At 36.6% G+C, this 15529-nt stretch carries 3 protein-coding genes and 1 tRNA gene; all 4 read left to right on the plus strand.

Annotated elements, in window-relative coordinates; genetic code table 11:
* Positions 1–7 precede the first annotated feature (7 nt).
* The 4 genes from IEV15_RS05535 (at position 8) to IEV15_RS05550 (ending at position 14939) form a co-directional block, all read left to right on the plus strand.
* Complete coding sequence (locus tag IEV15_RS05535) at positions 8–13405, plus strand: T9SS type B sorting domain-containing protein (protein ID WP_188361513.1); 13398 nt, start codon at positions 8–10, stop codon at positions 13403–13405.
* A 61-nt stretch (positions 13406–13466) separates the two neighbouring features.
* On the plus strand, positions 13467–14408 hold the full coding sequence (locus IEV15_RS05540; protein WP_188361514.1) for a PorP/SprF family type IX secretion system membrane protein: 942 nt from the start codon (positions 13467–13469) through the stop codon (positions 14406–14408).
* 19 nt (positions 14409–14427) lie between these two features.
* Complete coding sequence (folB, locus tag IEV15_RS05545; RefSeq protein ID WP_188361515.1) at positions 14428–14787, plus strand: dihydroneopterin aldolase; 360 nt, start codon at positions 14428–14430, stop codon at positions 14785–14787.
* Positions 14788–14868: 81 nt separating this feature from the next.
* Positions 14869–14939, plus strand: a tRNA-Cys gene (locus IEV15_RS05550).
* Positions 14940–15529: the final 590 nt, after the last annotated feature.

Here is a 15529-nt window from a genome sequence, read left to right on the forward strand (position 1 = left end):
AACCCCAATGAAAGCCCCAAAACTACCTACTGCTATCAAAGCAATTGTACTCTTCAATTGTTTGTTCCTGTTCAACTTGATTGCACAAGCTCAAGTTGCTGTTCCATTCACCGTTAGATATGAAAATAATCTAAAAGGTGACATGACTTTAATTGCCAACAGTATTGTCAACAGACAAACCAGCACTGAAGGCCCAAATGTTCCCTATAATACTTTAGGAAATACATCACAATATAATGACAATTTCAATATGCTCTATGTTGATATTGATAGTGATGCGTCGACCTTTAGTTCGAGTAGTGCTGTATTGACATTACCAAATGGAGGTTGTAACAAAATTGTTTATGCCGGATTGTATTGGTCTGCCACTTACAGATTTAATACCGGATATTCTACTAGTGCAGGAGATGGTGATGGGGTTCGATTTTCTGATTTTAACCAAGTAAAATTAAAGCTTCCAGGAGGTGCGTATCAAGATATAACCGGTCAAATTTTATTTGATGGTTTTACTGATCCTAACTTTATTGCAAACAGTCCCTATGCTTGTTATGCAGATATTACCAACTTGGTAACCGGTTTGGCAAATCCGGAAGGAGAATATACTATTGCAAACATCAGAGCAACTCAAGGTTTTATAAATGGGGGAGGAGTTTCAGGTGGATGGACCATTTTCTTTGTCTATGAAAACCCGCAAATGCCTGGAAAATTCATCACTTCTTATGACGGTTTTGCTGGGGTTAGAGCCGCTATAGGAACAACAGATATTGAATATTCCGGGTTTACAACATTGCCACCTCCTTTTCCTGTAAGAGCACAATTGGCCTCTGCAGCTTTGGAAGGTGACAATAGAATCACGGGCGATCAATTGCGTTTTAAAGCTTCAACTAATCCAACATTTACCGATTTATCAGGAGCTTTAAAACCAGTCAATAATTTCTTTAACAGTAGAATAACTTTAAAAGATGTTGAATTCTTGGATAGAACTCCAAATAGTAGAAATACTTTGGGTTATGATTCTGATATTATCACTATTCCTAATCCGGGAAATTTAGTTTTACCAAACAACTCAACGGCTGCAACATTACAAATAACTTCAACGCAAGACACCTATTTTATGTTCTTTAATGCGTTTAATGTTGATGTAATTGAACCGGATATTAATTTAGTAAAAACAGTTCAAGATCTTGCCGGTACAGACATTGGTGGGGCCAATGTTACTTTGGGTCAATTTCTTGATTATGTAATTACGTTTCAAAATATAGGTAATGATGATTCAACCAATTCGGTAATCAGAGACATATTACCGGTAAATACCAGTTTAATTTCAGTGGATTTAAGTGGAGCTCCCGGGGTGACCTACACTTACAATCCTGCCACTAAGGAACTCTTATTCAGTATTCCGGATAACCTATTAGAAATAGGAGATCCGATATATACCATTCGAATAAGAGTTCAGGTGGCAACTACTTGTAGTGAATTGGAAGACGCTTGTTCTAATATTATTCAAAATCAAGCATACACCACTTATCAAGGTGTTTTAAACAGTAATGTTATTTCTGATGATCCAAGTTTTGCAGGTTTAGATAGTTGTGGTTTTGGACAACCGGGCCCTGCTAACTTTTTGGTTGATATTGACGATTGTATTTTTACCACAAACGAGATACTTTGTGGAAGTTCTATCGTATTAACAGCCGCAAATGATTATATAGCTTATGTGTGGACTAATAGTAACGGAGATGTTATTGGAACGAATCAATCTGTAACGGTTTCTTCCGTTGGAACTTATACGGTGGTTAACACTGCGGCACCGCCTTGTATTGGAATTACACAAACATTCAATGTAACTTTATTTGGAGCAACTCAAACCAATCCAATAATTCCTTTTGCAGATGAAGTGGTGGTTTGTCCAAATGATGGTGAAGAATTACCTTTAATCTTTCTATGTGGTGTAAACGACAGTAGATTACTTCAAATAAGTAATTCAGATGCTGTTAGTATTATATGGGAAGTTCTAAACGAAGCTAGTTGTCCTCCTGTTGGCGTTGATGATTGTGCTAATAAAAATGCAGCCTGTAACTGGACAACTGTTGGTACAGGTCCAAATTATAATGCTACAACTGCGGGTCAATATCGCGTGACATTAAACTATCAAAACGGTTGTTTTACCCGTTTTTATTTTAATGTTTTTGCTAACTTATTAGACGTTCAATATACAACAACGAACCTAATTTGTAACACGCCGGGATCCATTACCATTACAAATTTACCGAGTGATTATGAGTTTCAATTAGTGAATCAAACAACAAACACTATTTTGGTTCCTTATCAAAATAATCCAATATTTACAGTTGCTCAAGCCGGAGTTTATTTGGTACAAATCAGACAAATTGGTGTTGTAGATGGATGTTTATTTGAAGTGCCGAATATTGGAATCCAACAAAATGACTTTCAAGTTAATGTTATCACACAAAATGCAAGTTGCAACGGACAAGGTAGTATTCGCTTGCAAGCCTTAAATGTATTACCTCAATACTATTTTACCATATCAGGTCCGGTATCAATTTCAGTTGGTCCGGTTCAAGATAATGATTATACATTCAACAATTTAAATCCGGGAACCTATACTGTAACCGTTACTACAGATGACGGATGTTCGTTTACCGATACTGTCACTATAACTCCTAACACGTTAAATTTAACTGCTCAAGTTTCACAACATATTTCGTGTAATCAAGGAAACATTCAAATGAGTTCAGGAGGTGGTCAACCGCCTTATGTTTATGCTATTTATAGCTACAATGGTGTGTTGCAAAATCCTACTGCTGCCGATTATCAAACTAGTGTAATTTTTGATATTGACTTTGGTGGACAAGGCACTTATGTGTTTATCATGGTTGATAATAACAACTGTTTCACATTGTCTAATCCTGTAACTATTGATTTGATTCCAAACGTAACCGTAAACACTACTGTGCAAAATGTATCTTGTAATGGTGGTTCTAATGGGTCTATCAATTTTGCAATCAGTAACGCAAACGGATATAATATTTCTTATGAATTATTAGATGGAAACGGTAATGTTATCTATACAGGAGCTTCCGGTTTGTTTACCGGATTAGCAGCGGGAGATTATACTGTTAATTTGATTCAATCAAAAGGAAACAGAACCTGTGTTTTTACTTATAACTTTACGATAACTGAGCCTGATCCAATTGTTGGAAATGCTGTTGTTATTCAAGACTATACTTGTTTAACAAATAGTGGTTCTATAGGTATTGCTGCAGGAAGTGTTTCGGGCGGTGTTCCTCCCTATCAATACAGTATTGATGGAATAACTTTTGGAGCAGCAACCACATTTACCGGTTTAACTGCCGGAACGTACACCATCACAATTCGTGATGCTAACAACTGTATTGCAACTACAAATGCAATAACTTTTGCTCCATTAAATCAAATAACCGATATCACTATTACGGCAACAGCTGTTACTTGTCCAGCTCTTTCATCTAATGTTACTTTAACTGCTGTTGGTGGAAATGCTCCTTTTGTATATGAAATAATTGCTCCTTCAGGACAAATTGCAAATAATGGAAACAACCCAACATTTAACGGATTAGCTCCGGGAACTTATACGTTTTTAGTTACCGATAATAACGGTTGTTATTATCAAGAAAACTATACCATTTATCCAATTACGCCAATCACTGTTGTTGGAGTTTTAGTAGCCAATGTAGTTTGTTTGGGTGATTCAAATGGTGCGTTAACTTATACTGTAAACAGTCCAAATCCATACAACTATACTGTTGTAAATGGTTTAGGAACAACGGTTGCTTCAGCATCAAACAGTAGCTTAACAACTATTCCTTTAACGGGTATACCGGCTTCAACTTATACTATTACAGTAACAGATACTACAACAAATTGTACGGCAACATCAGCTGTGACTATTGCAGCTCCAACAGCAGCATTAGCAATAAATATAACTACAAATCCTATTACTTGTTTATCCAATGGAAATGTAACCGCTACCGCAACAGGAGGTTGGGGCAGTAATCAATATACATTGACGCAACCAAATGCAACAGTTGTTGGACCTCAAACAAATGGTTCGTTTGGAAACTTATCACAGACAGGAACTTATACCATTTCGGTTACTGATGCAAATGGATGTATTGTTTCCACAACATTTACTTTGACAACTCCTCCAACAGTAACCGCTTCTATTGCTGCTTCATCAGACATTTGTTATGATACATCAAATGCAGCTACTTTGGTGGTTTCTGTTTCCGGTGGAACAGCTCCTTTTGTATATAGTATCAATGGCGGACCAAATCAAAACTCAAATACATTTGCAAATCTTACACCGGGAAGTTATACAATCACCGTAACGGATTCTTTTGGTTGTACCGCAACCGTTTCTCAAATCATTACACCTCAGTTGTTGGCAAGTACTTCAATTGTTAAAGGTTTAGATTGTACTGCTACGCCAGATGCTCTTATTGAAACTTCAATTACCGGTGGATTGGCTCCTTTTACCTATCAAGTTGCAATCAATGGTGGTGCTTTTGGATCTTCAACTGCAGTAATTGGAACCACTTTGAGTTATCAAACAGCCACTGCGGGAACCTATCAATTCTTGTTTACAGATGCTCAAGGCTGTACTTTTACATCGGGTGTTTATACCATACAACCTATCACGTTACCAAGTATTACTTCTGTCATTCAAACACAAAACATTTTATGTCATGGTGAAGCTTCAGGAGCCATCTCAATAACTTTAGACACTACCGTTGGAACGGCTCCATTTGTAATTTCTGTTGTAAATACCACTACCGGAGTAGATTATGGAAATCAAACAGCAGGTTTAACAGCGGGTAATTATGTAATTACAGTAACGGATGCCAACAGTTGTAGTGATACAGAAAACATAACTATCACACAGCCTGATTTGATTACTTATACGATAACAAGTATTCCTATTACATGTGATTCATTAACAGGAACTAATCTTGGACAAATAACAATTCAAAATGTCGCCGGAGGTGTTGCTCCATTTACTTATTATTTAACCAATAACTTTGGAGATATTTTTACTCCTTATTTAGCAGCAACAGGTGAAGATTACACCTTTACTATTGTAAACTTTGGAATTTATCAAGTTGATGTAATTGATGCTAACGGATGTTCAGTTGTAACGTCAAATATTATCATTGCCTCTCCACCAAATGACTTAGAAATAGATATTTCTACAGCTACGGTTGACTGTGTATCCGGTGGAACTGCAGTTGTTACAGTAACTACCTCTGTAATTGGTGGACCTTATCAATTTGGAATTTTAGATTCCAACACGTCTCCTTATTCCAGTAATTTTATTCCTTCAGATGTTCCTGGTGGTAGTACTGCAACTTTCACAGGCTTGATTCCGGGAGTAACTTATACGTTTGTAGTTTTTGATCAAACCACCAATTGTTATTTTATCAAATCAGCCGATTTACCAATTCAATCACCTTCTAATTTGAACGCTGTTTTAGATGTTGTAAGCAATGTTTCTTGTACAGGAAATGTAGATGGAAACGTAAGTTTTACATTCTCAAACTATGATGCCGGTGCAACTGCTGTGACTTATGAAATATTTAATCTACAATTTAACGTTTCAACAGGAATTACAGGAACAACAACACCTTTATTAGGTGGACCGGTTACAGTTTCAAACTTTGGGCTTTTAGGTCCAGGAACTTATTATATTTTGTTTACAGAAATTGGCGGAGCTTTTAATGGTTGTTCAACAGCTTCTGCTTCTTTTACTATTTCTCAATCAACAAACTTGCTTCAAGTTACTGCTTCAATTAGTCAAAACGACAATTGTAATCTAAACGCAGGACAAATTACAGCTGTTGGTCAATTTGGAACACCTCCATACCAATTCCAAATAATAAACTCAGGAGATACACCACCGACTGCTGCAACTTGGGCAGGAAGTAGTAATTCTGTATTCAATGTAGAAGCAGGAAATTATATCATCTATATTAAAGATGCAAACGATTGTATTCAAGCCACCCCTTCTACTATAATTGTTGTATCAGATCCGGAACCGGTTATTACTGCTTCAGTTAGCAATCAATGTAACACTCCTGATGGTAGTTTCATTATTACAGTAAATAGAACTTTAGACGGAATTGCACCATACAGTTATAGCTTTAATGGCGGTGCTTTTCAAAGTCAAGCTGCGGCTACTTTCACGTATACCAACTTAACTTCAGGAACTTATACTATAGAAATTCAAGACGCTAACGGATGTGGAAACTTAGTAAGCGTAACTATTTTACCTGCACTAAACGCAAGTCCGGTTATTGATGCCTTACCAACTTGTGCGGATAATGATGGTGTTATTTCTGTGATTCCTTCGGGAGGTTCAGGAAACTATGAATTTACTTTACAAAATAATTTAGGTGTAACTATTCAAGGACCACAAGCAAGTTCAACTTTTAATGGTTTGGCTGCCGGTGATTATACTGTAATTGTAACAGACACCACTAGCAGTTGTTCTTCATCTGCAAGTGTTACATTGTCTGTTCCGGCTCCTGTTGTGTTTACAACTTCAACTTCAACTGTTAATTGTAATGGTGTAAGTGATGGAAGTATCACTATCGTGTTAGATGCTTCAAATACAAATCCTCCTTATGTGTTTTCAGTAACAGATGGAATTAATCCTCCAATTGTTCAAAACAATGGGTTTTTTACAGGATTACCTGCCGGAACCTATACGGTTACTGTTACTTCTGATAGAGATTGTCAAGATGTTCAAATCATTCAAATCATTGAACCTTCCTTGTTAGCAATAAGTGCTACTGCAACTTCTTTTGTATGTGATGCTTTGAATACTGTTCAAGCTTCAGTAATTACTGTTACGGTTTCAGATGATGCGTTTGGAAATCCGTCAGGAACTGCACCGTATAATTACAGTATTGATGGAACAAATTATTTTCCAACAAATACATTTAATGTAGTTGATAATGGTGCTGTTCAAAACATTACTGTTTATGTAAAAGATGCAAACAATTGTATTCAAACAACAAGTGTTATCATTAATCCGTTACCAACAATTACAGCAGTATCTGTAACACAAACCACAGCTATTACTTGTATAAATGATGCTATTGTTACAATTGGTGTTGTTGGTGGTTCCGGTGATTTCACTTATGAATTACTACCAAGTGGTCCGGTTCAAGTTAATAACCCGATATTCGCATTAACAACTCCAGGAAGTTATGTATTCCAAGTAACCGACAATGTAACAGGTTGTTATAGTTTGACAACTCCATTTGAAATTGCTCCTTTTGATACTATTGATGTGGTGATTACAGCAAATTCACCTGTAACTTGTTTTGGTGATACTGACGGAACTGTAACCATTGATGTTACAGGTTATTCAGGAGCTTATTCTTATGAAGTTCAAAATAATTTAGGTGCTACTATTGCTTCCGGTAACGGAAACACTTCCGTAAATCCTTTTACAATTACCGGATTACTTGCAGGTAACCATCAAGTTACCATCACGGCAACTGATAGTCCGTTTTGTACTGCAATTTCTGCTACAACAACTGTTGGTTCACCTGACAGTCCGTTACAAATTGTTGCAACAGAAACAGCCAATGTTACTTGTGATAACAATTCAGGAGTAATTGTAGCAACAGCAACCGGAGGATGGGGTAACTACCAATACCAATTGGTAAATAACACAACTGCTACAACAGTTTATCCTTATGGAGCTATTTCAACTTTTGAAAACTTAACTGCCGGTAATTATACCGTTTTTGCTCAAGATGCAGGAGGTTGTATTGTTCAAACCACTGTAATTTTAATACAACCGGCATTTATTAGTGCAACTATTACAAGTACCAATGCGTCCTTGTTATGCCATGGTGATACAAACGCAAGTGTGTCTGCTGTAAGTGTTACAGGTGGTCAAGGTTCGTATCAATATATTTTAAATATTTATGACGCTACAGGAACAACTATTGTTTTTAGTACTGACGCACAAATAAACAATACTTTCACCGGTTTAGGTGTTGGTATTTATAGCATAACCATTACAGATGGTTGGAATTGTGATTTTACAACAAATACTGTAACCATTACAGAACCATCACCAATTGTAGCTTCATTGTCATTAACAGATACATTAACTTGTACAACGTTAGCAGAAGTAACTATTTCTGCAACAGGCGGTACGCCACCTTATTTATACAGTACAGATGGTGTAACTTATACTACAACAACAATTTATCCTGTTGGTGCCGGTACTTACCAGTTTTATGTAACCGATGCTAATAATTGTACTGCTGTTTTATCGAATCAAGTAACTATACTTCCTGTTCCTGCTTTAGAGTTGAACTTAAATTTAAACAGTGCTTCAATCAACTGTTTTGGAGAAGCAACAGCTACTATTTTTGCTGATGCTACAGGTGGTTTAGGAAATTATAACTACACCTTACTTGACAATGCAAACAATGTATTAGCCGGACCGCAAACAAGTGGAAGTTTTTTAAATTTAGCCTCCGGACAATATGTAGTAACTGTAACTAGTGGCGATTGTAGTGACACATCTTCTGTGATTACCATTACAGATCCACAACCACTAGTTGTATCTTCCATCAACATAACCAATGTATTGTGTTTTGGTGGTGAAAATGGTGCCGTAGAAATTATTGCATCAGGTGGAACAGGTATTATTCAATATGCCATATCTCCAAATCTAAATCAATTTTTCAATACCAATACTTTTACAAATCTTGCACCGGGTAATTATGATATTATCGTTCAAGATCAATCAGGATGTTTTGTTCTGTTAAACATCGATATCATTGAACCTGCAGAATTAGTTGCAGATGTTACTAATGTGGTTCAAAACCTTTGTTTAGGTGATGATGATGGTTCATTTGACATGTTAATTACGGGTGGTACACCTCCATATTCAACTAGTTTAAACAACCCTGATCCGTCAAGTTATGTTCAAGATCAATTGTCATTTACCGGTTTAGCAGGTGGTCAAGCTTATTTTATCTTTGTAAAAGATGCAAACGACTGTGAAACTGTAGCTTTTGTTTCCTTGGATGTTCCTGTTGAGGTTATTCCAAGTGTAACTATTGACTACAACTGTACAGGAAACGTACCCGGAAATACCGTAACGGTTTCAGTAAATGCTGATGTTGTAAATGCTGTAACCTATTCTTTAGATGGTGGTCCTTACCAAGTGAGTAACATTTTCCAAAATCTTACATCAGGAACACACACGATTGATGTACAACACACCAACGGATGTATTAAATCGGTGACCTTTGATATTGATGCTTATGATCCAATCCTATTAACTGTTACTTCTGCTGAAGATGTGTTGTGTAATGCCGGAAATACAGGAAGTATTACTGTAAATGCAACCGGAGGTTCCGGAGCTATTCAATATGCAATTTCTCCAAACTTAACCGTATTTACATCACAAAATGTGTATACCGACTTAACTGCCGGAAATTATACTATTATTGCTCAAGACGCTTTAGGTTGTACTGTTTCAGAAATAGTTACTATTAATGAACCTTCTGTGATAGACATTTCCCTTGGAGCAGTTACGCAAGAATTGTGTACAAATGATGCTAATGGGTCTATCACAATCAATGTAACAGGTGGAGTAGCCCCTTATTCAACTAGCTTGAATAACACTACTTCTTATGTTCCAAACCAATTTACGTTCTCCAACTTAATCGGTGGTCAAACCTACACGATTTATGTTCGTGATGCAAATAATTGTGACTCTTCAATTCAAGTAACATTAGATGCTCCGGTAACAATTAATCCTACTGCAGCAATTACGTATAATTGTACAGGAAATGTTCCCGGAAACACGGTTACTATTTCAGTAGATGCAAGTGTTGTAGGTGCAGTAACTTATTCTTTAGACGGTGGTGCTTATCAAGCAAGTAATGTTTTCCAAAACCTTACTTCAGGTTCGCATACAGTAAATGTGCAACACACAAACGGATGTATCAAATCAGTAACTTTTACTATTGATGCTTATAATCCGATTGTGTTAACACTATCTTCTGTTGTTGATGTGTTATGTAATGCCGGAAATACAGGAAGTATTACTGTAAATGCAACGGGTGGTTCAGGAGCTATTCAATATGCAATTTCTCCAAACTTAACGGTATTCACTTCACAAAATGTGTATCCAAACTTAACGGCAGGAGATTATACTATTATTGCTCAAGACGCTTTAGGATGTACTGTTTCAGAAACGATTACAATTAACGAACCTTCTGTAATAGACATTACTCTTGGAGCAGTTATTCAAGAATTGTGTACAAATGATGCTAATGGGTCTATCACAATCAATGTAACAGGTGGAGTAGCCCCTTATTCAACTAGCTTGAATAACACTACTTCTTATGTTCCAAACCAATTTACGTTCTCCAACTTAATCGGTGGTCAAACCTACACGATTTATGTTCGTGATGCAAATAATTGTGACTCTTCAATTCAAGTAACATTAGATGCTCCGGTAACTATTAATCCTACTGCAGCAATTACGTATAATTGTACAGGAAATGTTCCCGGAAACACGGTTACTATTTCTGTAGATGCAAGTGTTGTAGGTGCAGTAACTTATTCTTTAGACGGTGGTGCTTATCAAGCAAGTAATGTTTTCCAAAACCTTACTTCAGGTTCGCATACAGTTAATGTGCAACACACAAACGGATGTATCAAATCAGTAACTTTTACCATTGATACTTACAATCCGATTGTGTTAACACTATCCTCTGTTGTTGATGTGTTATGTAATGCCGGAAATACAGGAAGTATTACTGTAAATGCAACAGGGGGTTCAGGAGCCATTCAATATGCAATTTCTCCAAACTTAACTGTATTCACTTCACAAAATGTGTATCCCAACTTAGTGGCCGGCAGTTATACCATTATTGCTCAAGACGCTATTGGTTGTACCGTTTCTGAAACAATTACTATCAATGAGCCAACAGCAATTGGAATTACTCTTGGAACAGTTATTCAAGAATTGTGTACAAATGATGCTAATGGGTCTATCACAATCAATGTAACAGGTGGAGTGGCTCCATATTCAACTAGTTTGAATAACACTACTTCTTATGTTCCTAATCAGTTTATCTTCTCTAACTTAATCGGTGGTCAAACCTACACGATTTATGTTCGTGATGCTAACAATTGTGTTTCGTCCATTCAAGTAACATTAGATGCTCCAGTAACAATTAATCCTACTGCAGCAGTAACTTATGCTTGTACAGGAAATGTTCCAAACAATACCGTTACTATTTCTGTAAACGCGAGTGTTGTGGGTGCTGTAACTTATTCATTAGATGGTGGTGCATATCAAGCAAATAATGTTTTCCAAAACCTAACTCCTGGTTCGCATACTGTAAACGTGCAACATACCAATGGATGTATCAAACCGGTTACGTTTACTGTTAATCCAACAACGCCAATAACTTTAAACTTAAGTTCAGTGGTAAATGTTGCTTGTAATGGAACCAATACAGGAAGTATTACTGCAACAACAACCGGAGGAACGGGTGCTATTCAATATGCCATTTCACCAAACTTAACGGTATTCACCTCACAAAATATTTTCAATAATTTAGCAGCAGGAACGTATACTGTTATTGCTCAAGATGCCATTGGCTGTTCAACATCGCAAACCGTAACCATAACACAACCAAATGCAGTTGCTATAACTGCCGGAACAGTTGTTCAGGAATTGTGTTCAGGTGATGCAAATGCTTCTATTACAATCAATGTAACAGGTGGTGTTGCTCCATATGCTACAAGTTTAAATAACACGTTTAACTTCATACCAAATCAATTTACATTTAACAATTTGGTAGGAGGTCAAACCTATACGATTTTTGTTAGGGATGCTAACAATTGTATTACATCAATCCCGGTAACATTAAATCCGTCTGTAAACATTAATCCGAGTGTTGCAGTAAATTACAACTGTAATGCTAACACAGTAGGAAACACAGTAACAGTAACGGTAGATGCTTCTGTAGCTTCTTCTGTTCAGTATGCGTTAGACGGAGGAGCTTATCAAAATTCACCAACGTTTACTGATGTTGCTGTTGGACCACATACAATTACAGTTTTACATTCTAACGGATGCCAAAAAACAGTTTCCTTCGTTATCAATCCAACAACCCCTTTACAAGCAACTTTCTCAACGGTTCATGTTACTTGTTTTGGTTTAACAAATGGAAGCATAACCGTAAATCCAACAGGCGGAACAGCTCCATATCAATATGCTATTTCACCAAATTTAACAACATTTGTATCTTCAAACGTGTTTAACAATTTGGCTGCGGGAACGTATTCTGTTATCGTTAGAGATGCAATTGGATGTCAAGTTGAATTAATTATTAAAGTAGACGAGCCTGCTTCGCTTACTGCAACTATTGATGCCGTAACACAAGATTTATGTGTTGGTGATTCTGATGGAGCAATAACGATTGCCGTTTCAGGAGGAACAGCTCCTTATGCTACAAGTTTGACTCAAAACGGAAATTATGTAGCCAATCAGTTTACATTCGAAAACTTACTAGGTGGTCAAACCTACACGGTTTATGTTCGTGATGCTAATAACTGTCAAACTTCAGTTTCAATTACGCTTGATCCGTTTGTAGATATTCAAGCTCAAGTGGCAGTTGATTATGGTTGTTTGAGTAGTTCATCTGAAAACACTGTTACGGTTACAGTTAACTCTACTATTGCCGGAAGTGTGACCTATTCGTTAGATGGAATGCCTTTCCAAAGCAGCAATATCTTTACCAACTTGAGCAATGGTTCGCATACGGTAATGGTTGTTCACACCAATGGTTGTTTTGATGAGGTTACCTTTACCATTTCGAATCAAACACCGCTTTCGTTAACTTTAGTTGAAAGTGCCATGAATCAAATTACAGCAACAGCTGCAGGTGGTTCAGGAATTTATACGTATTATTTGAATGGTCAAAATTATGGAACACAAAATGTTTTCCAAATTTTTGCAACGGGAACTTATGTAGTTCAAGTTGAAGATTCATATGGATGTATTGCTGAAGAATCCATCTTTATTACATTTATAGATATTGATATTCCAAACTTCTTTACACCAAATGATGATGGAGAAAATGATTTGTGGACGCCAACTAATTTAGATGGATTTCCAAATATCAGAATCTATGTTCATGACAGATATGGTAGAAACATCACCCAGTTTGGTCAAAACGGAGGATGGGATGGAACCTATAATGGAAAACCGCTTCCAACAGGAGATTACTGGTATACAATTACCCTTCAAAACGGAAGAAAAATAGTTGGAAATGTAACTTTATATAGATAAATTTATGAACTGACTCCAAGTTCCCCAAAGCTTGGAGTTGGTTTCTCTAAAACCTACAAAAATGAAAAAATATTTACTCCCTATAGTACTTATACTTGTTCTTAGCAAAGGAAATGCTCAAGAGTTAAACTTGCCAACTTTTACACAATATTTGGCTGATAATCCATTTATTATTGCACCAACCTATGCCGGAATTGGCGATAACGTAAAAATTAGAGCCAACGGATTCACGCAATGGGTTGGTATAAAAGATGCTCCCGAAAACCAATCATTGGCGGCTGATATGCGAATTCATGACCAATCAGGTGTTGGAATTTATCTATATAATGATAAAAATGGAAACACGCGTCAATCGGGTGCAAAACTATCATTTGCTCATCACTTGACGTTGAATAAATATGCCGATCAATTTTTATCGTTTGGTATTTCATATAATTTAAATCAATTTCGAATTGACATCGATAATTTCAACGGAACCGACTCCGGTGTTACAGATGACAGGCGTTTGACCAATCATAATTTTGATGTCGGTGTTTTATATCGTGTAAACAACTATTATGTAAACTTTGCGGTTGCCAACGTTTTGAATAAAGAATTGGATATTTTTTCAGGAATTGAACCGCTAGAGTTGAGAAATTATCAAGTATATACGGGTTACAGATGGAAAAACATCAACAGTAGTGATTGGGAATTAGAGCCCTCCATGTATTTTCAATATTTTGAAAGTGATCAAAGATCAACAACAGATTTGAATTTGAAGCTACGTTTTTATAACTTTGAAGATTATTACTGGGCAGGTGTTTCCTATCGTTTTCTAAATGATCAATTCATGGAGCCTTTGAATATTGGTCCGATGGCAGGATTGAAAAAGAAAAATTTCTATTTTGCTTATTCCTATCAAGTTACTATGAATGAATTATTTAGTTATAATTCTGGTACACATATGGTAACTGTTGGATTAGATATTTTCCAAGGAATCAGCAACTGTCCATGTACCTATTAATAATTTAATTAGTACGATTATGGGCATTATTCGATTAAAAAATATAAGAACCTTTTCTTACCACGGTTGTTTGATTGAGGAAAGTAAAATTGGTTCCGACTATTCGGTTGATTTAGAAATAAAAGCCGATTTAAGAAGGTCTTCTCAAACCGATAAATTGGATGATACCGTTGATTATGTGGAGCTCAATCGAATTGTGGTAGAAGAAATGGACAAACGTTCCAAGTTGTTAGAACACGTTGCTCAACGAATCATAACGCGTATTTTTATCGAAATTGCTTCAGTATCTTGGGTATTAGTTGCTGTTTCAAAAATAAACCCTCCAATTGGTGGTGATGTTGAGCGGGTTACAGTTCAAATGGAAGAATATAGAAACTAGTTTTCAATACATACTAAAAGTTTTTTGGCTTTATACTTTTTAACTTTAAAGTTTTTATTTACATTTGCCATCCAATCATAAGGCGTCGTGGCCGAGCGGCTAGGCACCGGTCTGCAAAACCGTCTACTCCGGTTCGAATCCGGACGATGCCTCTGAAACCTTCAAGGAAACTTGGAGGTTTTTTTATTGAAAATTTTTAGAAAGAATTGATTAAAGATAGCGCAAAACCGTCTACTCCGGTTCTCCCGATAGCAATCGGGAGGACGATGCCTCTGAAACCTTCAAGGAAACTTGGAGGTTTTTTTATTGAAAATTTTTAGAAAGAATTGATTAAAGATAGCGCAAAACCGTCTACTCCGGTTCTCCCGATAGCAATCGGGAGGACGATGCCTCTAAAACCTTCAAGGAAACTTGGAGGTTTTTTTATTGAAAATTTTTAGAAAGAATTGATTAAAGATAGCGCAAAACCGTCTACTCCGGTTCTCCCGATAGCAATCGGGAGGACGATGCCTCTAAAACCTTCAAGGAAACTTGGAGGTTTTTTTATTGAAAATTTTTAGAAAAAATTGATTAAAGATAACGCAAAACCGTCTACTCCGCTTCTCCCGATCGCTATCGGGAGGACGATGCCTCTAAAACCTTCAAGGAAACTTGGAGGTTTTTTTATTGAAAATTTTTAGAAAAAATTGATTAAAGATAACGCAAAACCGTCTACTCCGCTTCTCCCGATCGCTATCGGGAG

Source organism: Flavobacterium orientale (genome assembly GCF_014638005.1).
In the GTDB taxonomy this organism is placed as follows: domain Bacteria; phylum Bacteroidota; class Bacteroidia; order Flavobacteriales; family Flavobacteriaceae; genus Flavobacterium; species Flavobacterium orientale.

What these genes read in the sequence shown, in the direction of transcription:
- IEV15_RS05535 (WP_188361513.1), top strand. Translation starts at nt 8, where the DNA reads ATGAAAGCCCCAAAACTACCTACTGCTATCAAAGCAATTGTACTCTTC.
- IEV15_RS05540 (WP_188361514.1), top strand. Translation starts at nt 13,467, where the DNA reads ATGAAAAAATATTTACTCCCTATAGTACTTATACTTGTTCTTAGCAAA.
- folB (WP_188361515.1), top strand. Translation starts at nt 14,428, where the DNA reads ATGGGCATTATTCGATTAAAAAATATAAGAACCTTTTCTTACCACGGT.